The organism is Streptomyces sp. VRA16 Mangrove soil (assembly GCF_017377775.1).
In the GTDB taxonomy this organism is placed as follows: Bacteria; Actinomycetota; Actinomycetes; order Streptomycetales; family Streptomycetaceae; genus Streptomyces.
Map to the genome: position 1 here is coordinate 649028 of NZ_JAFVLN010000001.1, position 15506 is coordinate 664533.

Sequence of the window (15506 nt, forward strand, 5' to 3'; positions counted from 1 at the left end):
ATTGACGCGGAAGCGCTGCGACCCTACGTTCCCGACTCGACGATCCCGTCCGAATTCACGACCAAGGTTCGAAATCCCGTACACGCCCGTCCTGTCCTCCCCTAGGAGAGCCGCGTGAGCCGCACCCCCCGCCGCTTGAGGACCGCCCTCGTCGCCGTACCGGCCGCAGCGGTTCTGGCCCTGATCCCGTCGACCGCGTCCGCCTACCCCAACCCGGGCACGGTCACCGGCGACACCGTCGTGCACGACCCGACCATGATCCGCACCTCCGGCGGCCGCTACCTGCTCTACTCGACCGGCGGCGGCCTCGGCTACCGCACCTCCACCGACCGGATCGCGTTCACCGCGGGCAGCGACGCCTTCACCACCAAGCCGTCGTGGTGGTCGAGGTACGCGACCGAGGCGTGGGCCCCCGACATCTCGTACCACGGCGGCAAGTACCTGATGTACTACGCCGTCTCGACGTTCGGCTCCAACACCTCAGCGATCGGCCTCGCCGGATCGACGACCGGCCTGCCGGGCTCGTGGACGGACTACGGCGTCGTCTACACCTCCACCTCGTCCAGCGACTACAACGCCATCGACCCGAACCTCTTCGTCGACGACAACGGCACCTGGTGGCTGTCGTTCGGCAGCTGGTGGACCGGCATCAAGATGATCCGGATCGACCCGTCGACCGGGAAGCAGCTCTCCTCCGACACCACCCGCTACTCCCTGGCGGCCCGCCCCACCGGCACCAAGGCCGTCGAGGCCCCGTACATCGTCAAGCGCAACGGCTTCTACTACCTCTTCGCCTCCTACGACACCTGCTGCGCGGGCACCAGCTCCACGTACAAGGTCAAGGTGGGGCGCGCCACCAGCATCACCGGCCCGTACTACGACCAGAGCGGCGTCGCCATGACCGACAACGGCGGCACCCCGGTCCTGGAGTCGCACGGCAGCATCATCGGGCCCGGCGGGCAGTCCATCATGAACGACACCGACGGGGACCTGATCGTCTACCACTACTACGACGGCAACGACAACGGCACCCCGAAGCTCGGCATCAACCTGCTGAGCTGGAGCACGGGGTGGCCGGTCGCCCACTGACCCTCCCTATCGCCCGCTCAGGGCGGCGCGGCGCCGGAACAGTTCCTCGGCCGCGGTCTGCGCGCCCGCGCGGACCCGGTCGGCGTCCACGCTCCGTACGGTGCCGCCCGCCACGAGCAGTTCACCGTCGACCCAGACGTGGTCGACGTCGGCGGCCGACGAGGAGAACACCAGGTGCGGGACCGTGTTGAAGTCCGGGCCGTGCAGCAGCGGCGTGGTGTGCAGTCGGCGCAGGTCCACGGTGACGACGTCGGCCTTCTTGCCCGCTTCGAGGGAGCCGGTCTCCGCGTCGAGGCCGAGCGCACGGGCACCGTCGATCGTCGCCATGGTCAGGATGTCCCACGGGTCGCCCGTCGTCGGGTCCAGGGACGTCACCTTCTGCAGGAGCGAGGCGAACTTCATCTCCTCCAGCAGGTCCAGGTTGTTGTTCTCCTTCTCGCCGTCGCTGCCCAGACCGACCGCGATGCCCCGGCGGCGCATGTCGGCGACCCGGGCCGGGCCCGACGACAGCTTCATGTTGGAGCACGGACAGTGCGCGACGCTCGTCCCCGTGTCGGCCAGCAGGTCGAGTTCGTGGTCGTCGAGCCAGACACAGTGGGCGACCACCGTTCTCGGGCCGAGGATGCCGCGGTGACCGAACTCCTCGATCGGCCGCCGCCCGAACTGCCTTACGGACTCCTCCACTTCCCACGTCGTCTCGGAGGAGTGGGTGTGCAGCCCCGTGTCGAACTCGTCGGCCAGGGCCGCGGCCGACTTGAACGCCTCCTCGCTGCAGTAGAAGAGATGCTCGAGACCCACCCAGGAGCGGACCCGGTCGTGGGCGAAGGTGCGGTACTCGGTGAGGAGGCGGCGGTTGGTCTCCAGCGTCTCGAAGTAGTCGTAGCCGGGCAGGTCGGCCACGTACGGGACGAGGGTCGCGCGCAGTCCGACCTGCTGTGCCGCGTGGGCCGAGCCCTCCATGTGGCGCCACATGTCCATCACCGACGTGGTGCCGGCGCGCAGCGACTCCGTGTAGCAGAGGAGGGAGGCGGCCTCGGCGATCTCCGGGGTGAGCGCCTTGTGCGCCGGGTCGACGTAGTCGCGCAGCCAGTCCCACAGCGACTTGGACTCGGCCGTGCCGCGCAGCAGGCCGGAGTGGAGGTGGGTGTTGTGCAGGCCGGGGATGACGGCGTGGCCGGTCGCGTCGACGATCTCGGCGTCCGTGGTGGCGAACATGTCCGGGGGGCCGACCGCCACGATCCGGTCGCCCTCGATCAGCACCGAGCCGGGGTCGTACGCGGTCCGGGTGCCGTCGCAGGGGATGACGATGCCGTTGTGGATGAGGGTGCGGTGCATGGGCACTCCGTGGTGTGTTGATGCGGCAGGTGCGGGTGCGTGGGGGGCGGGCGTTCGAGCGGGGGCGCCCCCGCCGCCCCTTCCCGTCCCGAGACCGGGGGCTGCGCCCCTGGAGCCCCCGGTGTGCGTTCTCGGGTGCGGGACGCGTCGTGGCCGGGCGTGCCGTTCCCCGCGCCCCTTACGGGGCTCCCTTCAGGACCAGAAGCCCTCGTGGACCGCCGCTGCCTCCTCGTGGAGGCACGGGCCCACCACCTCCACCGGGCGCTGGCCCCGTGCCAGTACCTCGCGGCAAGGCAGGGACATCGTCGGGTTCTCCGGGTTGGCGCCCGTGAGCGCGAGGAGTTCGTCCTCGCCGAGTGCGTACGCGACGCGGCCGATGCCGCTCCAGTACACGGCTCCGGTGCACATCGCGCAGGGCTCGGTGGACGTGTAGAGCGTGGCGCGGGCCAGGTCGGCGGGGGCGTAGGTGCGTGTCGCGAGACGGACCAGGTTCGTCTCGGCGTGGCCGGTCGCGTCGCGTTCCGTCACCACCGAGTTGCCGGCCTCCAGGACCACCTCGTCGTCGAGGACGAGCAGCGCGCCGAAGGGGTGGTTGCCGCCCGCGCGGGAAGCCGCGGCCAGGTCGATCGCCGAGCGCAGGAACTTCTCGTCCTCAGGGGTGGGGTTGGTCATGTGTCGCTCCTCAAGGGGTCGGATGCAAGGGGGAGTCGAGTGGTACGGGTGCGAGACGCGGCCGGCACGGCGTACGCGCCGCCCGCCACCAGGAACCCGACGAACAGGCCGAGCGGGCCGAGCGCCGGATGCGCCGCCGCGAGCGGGCCGGTGTACAGGGACTGGTTCATGAAGGGGAACTCCACCGCCAGGGCGAGCAGGACGCAGGGCAGGCCCCGACCGAAGCGGTGCGCCGGGTCGTACGGGTCCGCGAGCGCAGGCCGGCCGCGGCCCCAGAACGCCACGATCGTCACCGCCGCCCAGGGCGCCAGCCAGTACCCCGTCATCAGCAGGAAGTCGTTGAGCTGCGCCGCGAAGTCGCCGTGCCCCGCGTACCAGGCGAGCGCCGTGCCGAGGCCGCCGACCACGAGCACCGACACCCAGCGCGGGATCGTGAAACCGGCGACGAGCGCCGCCATCGCGCCCGAGTACAGATCGATGACCGTCGAGGCGAGCGTCGACAGCAGCAGTGAGAGCAGGACGAGCGTGCCGAGCGCGTGCGGAAGCAGACCGCTGACCATCGCGCTCGGATCGTCCAGCGCGCCCGCCGTGCCGAGGGCCGCGCCCAGCGAGCCGACCCACACCCCGGCCACCGCGCTGCCGCCGCCCGCCGCGAGGAAGACCCGCCGGGGCGCGGTCGTCGCGGGCAGATAGCGGCTGTAGTCGGACGCGTACGCCGACCAGCCGAGCACCCGCGCCGCCGTCACCGCGACGACCAGCAGGAACGCGGCGGCCGAGCCGTGCGCGGGGGCGGTGGGCGCCTGCGCCGAGACCTCCCCGAAGCCGTACACCGACATCACCGCGAACACCACGACCAGCAGGACCGTCAGGGCCCGTTCCACGGAGTGGATCAGGCGGTAGCCGACCACGGCCACGCCCATCTGCGCCACCGCCATCACGGCCAGCGCGGGACCGAAGCCCATCCCCGTCAGGTCGCGCAGGATGAAGATGCCGAGGAGCGAGTCGACCACGCACCACCCGACGCCGTTGACGACGGTGAACGCCGCCGAGGGCAGATTGCCCAGGCGGCCGAACGGGACCCGGGACTGGACGAGTTGCAGCACCCCGGTCAGCGGGCCCCGCGTGGAGAACAGTCCGACGAGGGACGAGCTGAGCAGCGTACCCACGACGATCGCCAGGACGGCGGGCACGAAGTCGAGGCCGAAGACGGACGTGGACAGAGCGCCGACGCTCAACGTCGCGAACTGCACGTTCGCGCCGAACCAGAGAGTGAACAGGGACCGCGGACGCCCGTGCCGCAGACCGGCGGGCACGGGCTCGGCGCCCAACTGCTCGATGGGGGAGGGACGTTCACGTACGGCGGCGCGCATGGAGTGCTCCTCGGGCAGGGGACAGCGGAGGACAACGGAAAGGAGGGAGGGACATGCGGCTCGTGCGCCCCGGCCGGCCGGATCCCGGCGGTGGTGGCGCGTGGATGCCAGTGAACCGTCGACGGTGTTCCACCGGGACTGCACGCGTCTCCAGACGGCACCGCGATTTCCCGGGACCGGCCCGTACTATTCTCCAAATCCCGTGCACAGCGGCGTGCATGCCCGTAACGAACGCCGCCCCGGGACGGGGCGGGCACGAGGAGGCCGACCGGTGCACCTGGACCGACTGCTCGCCATGCCACGGCTCGGGCTGAGCCCCGTCGTCACCCCGCAAGCGGCGCCCGTCCCACGAATCCGCGGCGTCTACACCACCGACCTGCCCGACCCCGGCCGCTATCTCGACGGCGGCGAACTCGTCCTGACCAGCACCACCTGGTACCACGAGCCGCGCGACGCCGACGTGTTCGTCGCCGCGCTCTCCGGGGCGGGCGCGGCCGCGCTCGTCGCGGGCACCGCCGGGGTCGGCGTCATCCCGGACGCCGTGCGCGACGCCTGCGTCCGGCACGGGCTGCCGCTGCTCGCCGTCGACGACGAGGTCTCCTTCGCCGCGCTCACCGAGACGGTCCTCGCCGCCCTCGACGGGGCCGAACGGCGCGCCCCGTCCGCCGGGCTGCACCGCGGACTCGTCGCCAGCATGGCCTCGGGCGCGGGCGCCGAAGGACTCGTCGACGTGTTCGCCCGCGCCACCGGCGTGTGGTGCGCCGTGCTCTCCGCCACCGGGCGCCCGCTCGCCGGCGGCGTTCCGGAGGTCGGCGAGCAGCAGCTCGCGCGGGCCCACCGGGACGCCCTCGCCGCAGGCGGCTTCCCCGCCGTACGGGCCGTCGGCGGCGGAGGCGAACTCACCCTCTTCCCCGTCCAGTCACCCGTCGCGCACCGGCCGCCCGCCGGCTACCTCGCCGCCTCCGGCGACCACCGCGACTGGGCGCCCGGAGTCGCCGACGCTGCCTGGGAACTGTGCGCCCTGCTCGCCCTCGACAAAGCGGCCGTCCAGGAACGCCGCCGCATCGAGGCCCGCTTCCTGCGCGAGGCCGTCGACCTGCTCACCGCGGGACAGGAGGCGCCCGCAACGGCCCGGCTCCTCGGGCTCGGTCTCGGCGAGAGCCCGCTCGGCGCGCTGTGGCTGAGCACGACCGGCAGTCCGTACGGCGCCGCCCTCGCCGCCACCGTCCTGGAGGACGTCGCCGACCGCGTCCCCGGCTGCTCGGCGGTGATCCCCGTCGACGACGGGGCTTACCTGATGCTCGTGCCGGAAGGGACCACCGGCGTCGCCGAGGCCGCCGAACGGCTCGCGCCGCTCATCGGGCACGGCCGTGCCGCCCTCGGCACCGGCAGCCCCGGCACCGGAGCCGCCGCGCTGCGCCGCTCGGTCGACGAGGCCCGGCACGCCCACCGGGTCGCCGCCCTCGGCACCGGCACCGTCCGCACCGCGGGCAGCGAAGAGCTCTCCTCGCACCTGCTCCTGCTGGCCGCTGTCCCCGACGACGTACGCCGCCTCTACCGGGACAGGCTCATCGGCGTCCTGGAGCGCTACGACACCGAGCACGGCAGCGAACTCGTCACCACACTCGCCGCGTTCCTCGACGCGTCCGGCTCCTGGCAGCGCTGCTCCGAACAGCTCCACGTCCACGTCAACACCCTGCGCTACCGCCTCCAGCGTGTCGAACAGCTCACCGGCCACAGCCTCGCGACCCTGCGCGACCGCGTCGACTTCTGTCTCGCGCTCGGCATCACCTGACGCCGCCACCGGACCGGAACGCCCCCGGCGTCCGGCCGGTGCGCAGCCGGAAGAACTTCGTGAAGTCGCTGGCGTCGGCGAACCCCAGTTCGTCCGCGACCTCCTTGGCGGCGAGGCCGCTGTGCTGCAGCAGCCGCTTCGCCTCCAGGAGCACCCGGTCGTCGACGTACTGCTTCGCCGTGCGACCGGTCGCCGCGAGGCTCGCCCGGGTCAGGGTGCGCGGGCTGTAGCCGAGCGCCGCCGCGTAGTCCTCGACCCGGCGGGTCACCGCGTGGTCCCGCTCCACCACCGCGTGGAAACGGCGGAACGTCTCCGAGGCGGCCGACGGATCGGGCGCCGCCCCGCGCGCCTGCGCAAGCCGCACCACCAGGACGGAGAGCAGCGCCCGCAGCACATCGGCGTGCACCGCCAGGGGCAGCGAGGCCATTGCCCCGTACTCGTACGCGAGATGGTCCAGCGCCCGCCGCACTCCCTCCTGTGCCGGGCCCTCGGGCGTCAACGGCCGCTGCTCGTACGGCGGGTCCATGTGTGCGGCCGCCACTGTCGCGGGCGCCAGGAACCCCGGCTGGAACAGCACGATCACCCCGTCCGCCGCGTCGAGGTCCGCGCCGAAGCGCTGCACCTGGCCCGGCCGGATCCACAGCCACGAGCCCGGCCGCAGCTCGTGCTCGACGAAGTCCACCCACACGTGCAGGGGCCGGTCACGGGCGCCGATCAGCTGGTGGAACGTGGGGCGCTGCGCCGCGTGCGGATCGTTGCCGTGCCGCCGTGCGCGCTCGTACAGACCGGCGAGCTCCATCACCTCGACACCCGCGGCCGAGCCGACCGTCGGGGTGTAGACGAGCTCCCTGATCGCTTCGTGTCCGATTCTCCCCATCGTGAGTCCCGAGCGTACCGCTGCCCCTCCCGAACCGCCTCCTAGCGTGAGAACCGAAGAACACACAGGTCAGCGAAGCGTGAGGAGAGGCCCCGTGCGGTTGGTGGTGGGAATGACGGGCGCGACCGGCGCCCCGTTCGGTGTCCGGCTCCTGGAGTGTCTGCGCGAACTGCCCGACGTGGAGACCCACCTCGTGCTGTCCCGCTGGGCGCGGGCCACGATCGAGCTGGAGACCGGACTGAGCACCGCCGAGGTGTCCGCGCTCGCCGACGTCACGCACCACCCCGACGACCAGGGCGCCACCATCTCCTCCGGGTCCTTCCGCACCGACGGCATGGTCATCGTGCCGTGCTCGATGAAGACCCTCGCGGGGATCAGGACCGGCTACGCGGAAGGGCTCGTCGCGCGCGCCGCCGACGTCGTCCTCAAGGAGCGGCGCCGCCTCGTCCTCGTCCCGCGCGAGACCCCGCTGAGCGAGATCCATCTGGAGAACATGCTCCAACTCGCCCGCATGGGCGTCCAGTTGGTGCCTCCGATGCCCGCCTTCTACAACAACCCGCGGACCGTCGACGACATCGTCGACCACGTCGTGGCCCGCATCCTCGACCAGTTCGACCTGCCCGCCCCCGCGGCCAGGCGCTGGGCCGGGATGCGCGCGGCCCGCGCCGCGACCCCCGTACGAGACAAAGGACACGACCATGCCGCATGACGATCTGCGCAGCTTCCTCGGCACTCTGGAGAAGGAGGGCCAGCTGCTGCGCGTCACCGACGAGGTGGCGCCCGAGCCGGACCTCGCGGCCGCCGCCAACGCCACGGGCCGCATCGGCGAGAACGCCCCGGCGCTCTACTTCGACAACGTCACCGGCTTCACCGACGCCCGGATCGCGATGAACGTGCACGGCTCCTGGGCCAACCACGCGCTCGCCCTCGGACTGCCCAAGCACACCCCGGTCAAGGAACAGGTCGAGGAGTTCGCGCGGCGCTGGGACGCGTTCCCCGTCGCGCCCGAGCGCCGCGAGGACGCCCCCTGGCGGGAGAACTCCCAGGAGGGCGCGGACGTCGACCTCTTCTCCGTACTGCCGCTGTTCCGGCTCAACGACGGCGACGGCGGCTTCTACCTCGACAAGGCCGCGGTCGTCTCCCGCGACCCCGAGGACCCCGACCACTTCGGCAAGCAGAACGTCGGCATCTACCGCATCGAGGTCATCGGCCGCGACCGCCTCGCCCTCCAACCGGTCCCCATGCACGACGTCGCCCAGCACCTGCACAAGGCCGAGGAGGTCGGCGAGGACCTGCCCATCGCGATCACCCTCGGCAACGACCCCGTGATGGCGATCGTCGCCGGGATGCCGATGGGATACGACCAGAGCGAGTACGAGATGGCCGGCGCCCTGCGCGGCGCGCCCGCCCCGATCGCCACCGCGCCGCTCACCGGCTTCGACGTGCCGTGGGGCAGCGAGGTCGTCATCGAGGGCGTCATCGAGTCCCGCAAGCGGCAGATCGAGGGCCCCTTCGGCGAGTTCACCGGGCACTACTCGGGCGGCCGCCGGATGCCCGTCATCCGCGTCGACCGCGTCTCGTACCGCACCAACCCGGTCTTCGAATCGCTCTACCTCGGCATGCCGTGGACCGAGTGCGACTACCTCGTCGGCCCCAACACCTGTGTGCCGCTGCTCAAGCAGCTGCGCGCGGAGTTCCCCGAGGTGCAGGCCGTCAACGCCATGTACACCCACGGCCTGATGGTGATCATCTCGACGAAGAAGCGGTACGGCGGCTTCGCGAAGGCCGTGGGCATGCGCGCGATGACCACCCCGCACGGACTCGGTTACGTGGCCCAGGTGATCCTCGTCGACGAGGACGTGGACCCCTTCAACCTGCCGCAGGTGATGTGGGCGATGTCGTCGAAGGTCAACCCGAAGGACGACGTCGTCGTCATCCCGAACCTGTCGGTCCTCGAACTCGCGCCCGCCGCCCAGCCCGCCGGCATCACCAGCAAGATGATCATCGACGCGACGACGCCGGTCGCCCCTGACGTCCGCGGCAACTTCTCCACCCCGGCCAAGGATCTGCCGGAGACCGCGGCCTGGGCGGCACGCCTGCAGCGCATGATCGCGGACCGCGGCTGACCCGCACGTGCCCCCTCCGCAACCGATCCCGGCCCTCCCCGAAAGGTCAACCCCCGTGTCCGACAACCAAGTCGAGTGCCCCCGCTGCGCCTTCGAGTCGATCAGCCGGCTCGCCACCTCGCCCGTACCCGGTGTGTGGGACGTCCTCCAGTGCGACCGCTGCCTCTACACCTGGCGGACGACCGAGCCGGACCGCCGCACCCGCCGTGACGCCTACCCGGACGCTTTCAAGCTGACGGAGGCCGACATCGCCGACGCCATCGAGGTGCCCGCGGTGCCGCCGCTGCGGGCCTAGGGCGTGTGTCGAAAGTCCCTCCCCCAGCTACCGCTGGGGGGTGCCCCCGACCCGGCGACGCCCGGCACGCACGCTCTTCGGGCGGACGACGGGGCTTTCGACACACGTCCTAACCGGCGCGGCGCCGCAGCAGGTCGTATCCGACGAACGTGAACATCGGTGCCTCAGGATCCTCCAGCGGCACCGGTTGTCCTGCGAAGCGGTGTGCGCCGACCCCGAAGTCCGCCTCCGGGGGCGAGAGCCACAGCTCCTCGAAACCGCGCTCGCCCAGCCAGCGGCACACGGTCGGGAAGACGTCCGGTTCGTCGCGGCCGCGCGTCCAGATCAGGGTGCCGCCGGGCGCGACGAGATGCGTGCAGTGGTCGAGCGTGCGCGCGATGTCGGCCTCCGTGATGTTGCCGAACACCCCGCAGGCCAGCACGAGTTCGGCCGGAGTCGCCCCGGTGTACCGCCCCGGCAGCGACGCGTCGCCGGTGACGACCTCGACGCCCTTGAGGTCCGCGGCGGCGGCCGTCTCCCGCGCGGCCTCCGCGTTGCGTGGGTCCAGCTCCACGAGGCGGGCCGTGACATCACCGCGCCGCGGATGGTCCGGCAGCACGCCGAGCAGGTCCACACCCTGACCGGCGCAGATGCTGACCGCCCGCACCGGACCGGGCGGACACGTGTCCAGCGCCACCCGGATCCGCTCCCGTACCGCGGCGAGCCGGCGCGCCAGCCTCGACCCCGGATCGTCGTACGCCGTGTGCCATGCGTGCCAGTCCATGCCGTCACCCCTCGTCGCCGTGCGGGCCGGCCCGACCGTCCCGCCTCACCCTGCGCGTACCAGGCGGGAGACGGTACCGGGGAAGCCGGGACGCGCGGTGAGGAGTGTGTGAGGGCGGTGCGGAGCGGGTATGGGCGCGCCGGCCCCGGGCTCACGCCCGCAGGGTCAGCCCGTGGCCGGCCAGCTCCTCCTTCAGGACGCGGACGGCCTTGGGGCCCACCCCGTGCAGCGCGAGCAGCTCCGCCTCGCTGTGCCGTGCGACCCGGTCGAGGGTGTCGATGCCCGCGCCGAGAAGGGCGCGGGTGGCGGGTCTGCCGATGCCGCCCGGCAGATCACCGGATGCGGCGGCGGCACCGGCCTCGTCCAGCGCCGCCACCAGGCGCTTCGGCGCACGGCTCGACCAGGCGGACCGCACGAGCGCGTCGAGGTCCTTGCCGTCGACGTCGGCCAGCGGGAGCCGCACCCCGATCGGCGTACCGGCACGCACCACGGGCTCCGCCCCCGGATGCGCGGCGAGCGCCGCTTCCGCGTCCTCGGCGGACAGACGCAGCTGGACGTGTCCGTCCTTGGCCAGCGATACGAATCCCTTGCCCCGCACGGAGAACGCGGGCATGCCGAAGTGGGTGCCCTCCTCGGTCTCCGGGAGCGCGAGCGCGCCCGTGCGCAGCCGGTGCATGGTCGTCATGCGGCCAGTCTCGCAGCCGGCGTCCCGCGCGCACCCGGACAGCGGCGCTCAGCCGCGGGCTGACGGGGTACGTGTCCCGTCATGTCTGATTCGCCAACTGATCTTCCCGACCCCCGCGCCGCCGCCACGGAGCCGGACGGCGCACGGCTCTGCCTGGTGACCGGGGCCAGCGGCTACGTGGGCGGGCGACTCGTCCCCGAGTTGCTGGCGCGCGGCTTCCGCGTCCGGTGTCTGGCACGGACGCCGGAGAAGCTGCGCGACTTCGAGTGGGCCGGACAGGTCGAGATCGTGCGCGGTGACGTGCTGGATCCGCCGTCCGTCGAGGCCGCTCTCCAAGGGGTCGACGTCGCGTACTACCTGGTGCACGGGATGGGCAGCGGCGACGACTTCGAGGAGACGGACCGCCGTGCCGCGCACACGTTCGCGCGGGCCGCGGCGCAGGCCGGCGTCGGCCGGCTCGTGTACCTCGGCGGCCTCACCCCGCGCGACGTCCCCGAGGCCGAACTCTCGCCGCACCTGCGCTCCCGCGCCGAGGTCGGCCGCATCCTGCTGGAGTCCGGGGTGCCCACCGCAGTGCTGCGCGCCGCCGTCATCATCGGCTCCGGTTCCGCGTCCTTCGAGATGCTGCGCCATCTCACCGAACGCCTGCCGGTGATGGTCACGCCCCGCTGGGTCCGCACCCGGATCCAGCCGATCGCGGTCGCCGACGTGCTGCGCTACCTCGTCGGCTGCGCTGACCTGCCGGCCACGGTCTCCCGCGCGTTCGACATCGGCGGGCCCGAGGTCATGAACTACCGGGACATGATGCAGCGTTACGCGCGGGTCGCCGAGCTGCCCCATCGCATGATCGTCTCCTTGCCGATGCTCACCCCGGGACTCTCCAGCCACTGGATCGGGGTCGTCACGCCGGTGCCGCGGGGCCTCGCCCGGCCGCTCGCCGAGTCCCTGCGGCACGAAGTGGTGTGCGGTGAGCACGACATCGCGCAGTACGTGCCGGACCCCGCCGGTACCCCGATCCCGTTCGACGAGGCGTTGCGGCTGGCACTGCGGCAGGTGAAGGAGGCGCAGGTCAGTACGCACTGGTCGGCCGCCGCCGTGCCCGGCGCGCCCAGCGACCCGCTGCCCACCGACCCGGACTGGGCGGGCGGCAGCCTGTACTGCGACCGCAGGGCCCGGCGCACCACCGCGGATCCGCAGCACCTGTGGGCCGTGATCGAGGGGATCGGCGGCGAGCACGGCTGGTACTCCTTCGGGCTCGGCTGGTCCGTGCGCGGCTGGATCGACCGGGCGGTGGGCGGCGTGGGCCTGCGCCGCGGCCGCCGCGACGCCACGCGCCTGCGCCTGGGCGACGTCGTCGACTTCTGGCGGGTCGAGGAGATCGAGCAGGGCCGCAGTCTGCGGCTGCGCGCGGAGATGCGGCTGCCCGGCCTCGCCTGGCTCGACTTCCGCGTCGCCCACGACCGCCAGGGGCGCACCGTGCTGCTGCAGCGGGCGCAGTTCCATCCGCACGGCCTGGCGGGACACGCGTACTGGTGGAGCGTGGCCCCCTTCCACGCCGTCGTCTTCGGCGGCATGACGTACAACATCACGAAGGCCGCGGAGCGGCTCGCGGCGCAGTCCGGCGGCGACACGGGGCGCTGACCCGCTCCGGCGGGCGGCGCGAGCCGCGTCGATAGGGTGAGCGGGTGGACAACCGTGAACCCCGAAGGGCACCCGCAGCAGTCGGCGGCGCGGACGACGCGGACCGCGCGTCCGCGCCGCCGCATCCCGATCTGCGCGCCCTCGCCGTCGAGTTGCGCCGGCTCAACGGCGAACTGAACCGCATCGTGCACGCCTTCGCCGCCGGGGAGGACCTGCACCCCACGGACGTCCAGGCGCTCGCCGCCATCCTGGACTCGCCGACCCCGCTCACCCCGAGCCTGCTGCGGCAGCGCCTGGGGCTCACGTCCGGAGCGGTCACCGCCTGCGTGGACCGGCTGGAACGCGCGGGGCACGTCAAGCGGGTCAGGGAGAGCGCGGACCGCAGGGTCGTCCATCTGCACTACGTGCCCAGCGCCCAGGTCCGGGCCAAGAAGCACTTCACCCCTCTCGCCGAAGCGGCGGAGCGGGCCCGCCGCCGCTTCGCCGAGGACGAACTGGCCGTCGTGCTCCGGTTCCTGAACGTCCTCAACCAGGAACTCGTCGAGACCAAGAGCGGACGCGGGGTGTAGTCGGACCTCGTCGGACGAGATCGCGTCCGGCTGCATCCGATCGGTCCCGCAGGACGGAAGGACGAAAGAAGAACAGCCTCGGATCTCACATAGTTCAATCATTGAGATACTTTGGCGTTGAGATTCCTCTGCCGTCACCGCTCTGGGAGAACCATGTCCCGCACACCACGGGCCACTCGATGGCTCGTGCCGCTCGCCCTGCTCGTCCTCTGGCTCGCCGTGGGAGGCACCCTGGGCCCCTTCGCCGGCCGGCTCGGCGAGGTCGCCACCAACGACCAGGCCGCGTTCCTGCCCAGGAACGCCGAGTCGACCCGGGTGATCGAGGCGCAGCGCGCCTTCCGGCAGGACGAGACGCTCCCCGTCGTCGTCGTATGGACCGCCGACGACGAGGGCGGCACCCTCGACGCCGCCCAGCAGAAGGCCGCGACCAGCGCGCTCGCCTCGCTGCAGGGCACGCCCGGAGTCGTGGGGCAGGTGTCCCCCGCGATTCCGTCCGACGACCGGCAGGCGCTGGAGGGAGTGGTCCAGCTCCGGCCCGACCTGGGCGACGAACTGGCCCCGTCCCTCGACCGGATCTCCGCACGGGCCGCCGCCGTCACCGGAGCCACGGCCGTCCTCGCCGGACCCGCGGCGAGCCAGGCCGACCTCTCCGACGCCTTCGCCGGGATCGACGGACTGCTCCTCGGCGTCGCCCTGATCACCGTCCTGGTGATCCTGCTGCTGGTCTACCGCAGCGTCCTGCTGCCGTTCGTCATCATCATCAGCGCGGTGTTCGCCCTCGGTGTCGCCTGCGCCGTCGTCTACGCCCTCGCCGACCACGACGTCGTCCGGGTCGACGGCCAGGTGCAGGGCATCCTGTCGATCCTGGTGATCGGCGCGGCCACCGACTACGCCCTGCTGCTCACCGCCCGCTACCGCGAAGAACTCGCCGCAGGGGACGACCGGTTCACCGCGATGCGGGCCGCCCTGCGCCGGTCGACGGGGGCCATCGTCGCCAGCGCCGCCACGGTCGCGCTCGGTCTGCTCGCCCTGCTGCTCAGTGACCTCACCAACAACAGGGCGCTCGGGCCCGTCGGCGCCATCGGCATCGTGTGCGCGGTCCTGAGCACCCTGACCTTCCTGCCCGCGGCCCTGGTCCTGCTGGGCAACGCCGCCTACTGGCCGGCCCGGCCGCGTCCCGCGGAGGCCGCGGGCGGCGGGCACGGCATCTGGCGGCGCGTCGCCCGCGTCGTGGAGAAGGCGCCGCGCAGGATCTGGGCCGTCGCGCTCGTCGGCCTCGTGGCGTGCGCGGCCTTCGCCCCGACCCTGGAGTCCAAGGGCGTACCGCTCGACGAGATCTTCGTGAACGACGCACCGTCCGTCGCGGCACAGGCCACTCTCGCCGCGCACTTCCCCGGCGGCTCCGGCAACCCGGCCGTGGTGATCGCCGACGCCGGCCACGCGGCGCAGGTCGTGCGGCAGGCCAAGGGGACCGAGGGCGTCGCGGACGCGAACCCGCTGACCGAGCAGGGCCGCCCGGGTTCGGGGCCGGCCCTCGTCGTGGACGGGAAGGTCCGCGTCGACGTCACGCTGAAGGACGCCGCGGACAGCGACGCGGCCAAGGCCACCGTCGCCCGGCTCCGTCACGAACTGCACCGGATCGACGGCGCCGACGCCCTGGTGGGTGGCTACACCGCCCAGCAGTACGACACCCAGAAGACCGCCGAGCACGACCGGCTCCTGATCGTCCCTGTCGTCCTCGCCATCATCCTGGTCATCCTCGTCGGACTGCTGCGCTCCGTCCTGATGCCGCTGCTCCTGGTGGCGACCGTCGCCCTCAACTTCGCCGCCACCCTGGGTGTCTCGGCCCTCGTCTTCCGGCACGTCTTCGGCTTCTCCGGCACCGACGCGTCCGTACCGCTGTACGGGTTCGTGTTCCTCGTCGCGCTGGGCGTGGACTACAACATCTTCCTGATGTCCCGGGCGCGCGAGGAGTCGCTGGAGCACGGCGTCCGCGAAGGCATGCTCCGAGCCCTCGTCGCCACAGGCGGGGTGATCACCTCGGCGGGCGTCGTCCTCGCCGCGACGTTCGCGGCCCTCGGCGTCATCCCGCTCGCGTTCCTCGTGCAGATCGCCTTCATCGTCGCCTTCGGCGTCCTGCTCGACACGCTGGTCGTCCGCTCGCTGCTGGTGCCCGCCCTGGTGCGGGACATCGGACCGACGGCGTGGTGGCCCGGACGGCTGAGCCGGCGCGCCTCGTGACGGAACGCCCGAGGGGCGCAGGCGTACGCGCCTGCGCCCCTCGGGTCC

Annotated in this window: 14 protein-coding genes; 8 read left to right on the top strand and 6 right to left on the bottom strand. The window is 72.5% G+C overall.

The annotated features are described in order from the left end of the window. Positions 1-114: 114 nt before the first annotated feature. Positions 115-1089 carry an arabinan endo-1,5-alpha-L-arabinosidase gene (locus J3486_RS02730; RefSeq protein WP_207818277.1) on the top strand — a complete coding sequence of 325 codons (975 nt, stop codon included), beginning with the start codon at positions 115-117 and terminating at the stop codon, positions 1087-1089. 6 nt (positions 1090-1095) lie between these two features. On the opposite strand, the gene J3486_RS02735 is transcribed toward J3486_RS02730, so the two are convergent. From J3486_RS02735 to J3486_RS02745, 3 genes are all read right to left on the bottom strand, one after another. Continuing rightward, a complete protein-coding gene (locus tag J3486_RS02735) occupies positions 1096-2424 on the bottom strand; it encodes an amidohydrolase family protein (RefSeq protein WP_207818278.1) in 1329 nt (442 codons plus the stop codon). A 192-nt stretch (positions 2425-2616) separates the two neighbouring features. Next, positions 2617-3096, bottom strand: coding sequence for a nucleoside deaminase (locus tag J3486_RS02740; RefSeq protein ID WP_207818279.1), 480 nt, complete (start codon positions 3094-3096; stop codon positions 2617-2619). Then, complete coding sequence (locus J3486_RS02745; RefSeq protein ID WP_207818280.1) at positions 3093-4466, bottom strand: cytosine permease; 1374 nt, start codon at positions 4464-4466, stop codon at positions 3093-3095. The genes J3486_RS02740 and J3486_RS02745 overlap by 4 nt, the downstream gene beginning before the upstream one ends. A gap of 271 nt (positions 4467-4737) precedes the next feature. Here J3486_RS02745 and J3486_RS02750 point away from each other — a divergent pair, with 271 nt between their 5' ends. Beyond that, complete coding sequence (locus tag J3486_RS02750; RefSeq protein WP_207818281.1) at positions 4738-6261, top strand: PucR family transcriptional regulator ligand-binding domain-containing protein; 1524 nt, start codon at positions 4738-4740, stop codon at positions 6259-6261. Here J3486_RS02750 and J3486_RS02755 read toward each other — a convergent pair. Next, the gene (locus J3486_RS02755; protein WP_207818282.1) at positions 6254-7138 is read right to left on the bottom strand and encodes a helix-turn-helix transcriptional regulator; all 885 of its coding nucleotides are present in this window, start codon (positions 7136-7138) and stop codon (positions 6254-6256) included. The two genes, J3486_RS02750 and J3486_RS02755, sit on opposite strands and share 8 nt — an antisense overlap. A 94-nt stretch (positions 7139-7232) precedes the next feature. Here J3486_RS02755 and vdcB point away from each other — a divergent pair, with 94 nt between their 5' ends. The 3 genes from vdcB to J3486_RS02770 are packed head-to-tail and all read left to right on the top strand — an operon-like array spanning position 7233 to position 9559. Then, entirely contained in the window at positions 7233-7847 is a 615-nt protein-coding gene (vdcB, locus tag J3486_RS02760; protein ID WP_207818283.1) for a non-oxidative vanillic acid decarboxylases subunit B, read from the top strand. Then, the gene (locus tag J3486_RS02765) at positions 7837-9264 is read left to right on the top strand and encodes a non-oxidative hydroxyarylic acid decarboxylases subunit C (protein ID WP_207818284.1); all 1428 of its coding nucleotides are present in this window, start codon (positions 7837-7839) and stop codon (positions 9262-9264) included. The genes vdcB and J3486_RS02765 overlap by 11 nt, the downstream gene beginning before the upstream one ends. A 55-nt stretch (positions 9265-9319) precedes the next feature. Further along, complete coding sequence (locus J3486_RS02770) at positions 9320-9559, top strand: non-oxidative hydroxyarylic acid decarboxylases subunit D (RefSeq protein WP_307804663.1); 240 nt, start codon at positions 9320-9322, stop codon at positions 9557-9559. Positions 9560-9668: 109 nt separating this feature from the next. Here the strand turns inward: J3486_RS02770 and J3486_RS02775 are convergent, their stop codons facing one another. Together J3486_RS02775 and J3486_RS02780 are read right to left on the bottom strand one after the other, a co-directional pair. After that, positions 9669-10322, bottom strand: a complete 654-nt coding sequence (locus J3486_RS02775; protein WP_207818285.1) for a methyltransferase — start codon at positions 10320-10322, stop codon at positions 9669-9671. Between the two features lie 151 nt (positions 10323-10473). Beyond that, positions 10474-11007 carry an MmcQ/YjbR family DNA-binding protein gene (locus tag J3486_RS02780; protein WP_207818286.1) on the bottom strand — a complete coding sequence of 178 codons (534 nt, stop codon included), beginning with the start codon at positions 11005-11007 and terminating at the stop codon, positions 10474-10476. An 81-nt stretch (positions 11008-11088) separates the two neighbouring features. Between J3486_RS02780 and J3486_RS02785 the strand changes: the two genes are divergently transcribed. From J3486_RS02785 to J3486_RS02795, 3 genes are all read left to right on the top strand, one after another. Beyond that, positions 11089-12648 (top strand): SDR family oxidoreductase, encoded by a 1560-nt coding sequence (locus J3486_RS02785; protein ID WP_207818287.1) that lies wholly within the window; start codon positions 11089-11091, stop codon positions 12646-12648. A 44-nt stretch (positions 12649-12692) separates the two neighbouring features. Continuing rightward, positions 12693-13217 (top strand): helix-turn-helix domain-containing protein, encoded by a 525-nt coding sequence (locus J3486_RS02790; protein WP_207818288.1) that lies wholly within the window; start codon positions 12693-12695, stop codon positions 13215-13217. Between the two features lie 153 nt (positions 13218-13370). Continuing rightward, positions 13371-15458, top strand: a complete 2088-nt coding sequence (locus J3486_RS02795) for an MMPL family transporter (RefSeq protein WP_207818289.1) — start codon at positions 13371-13373, stop codon at positions 15456-15458. The last annotated feature ends 48 nt before the right edge of the window (positions 15459-15506 follow it).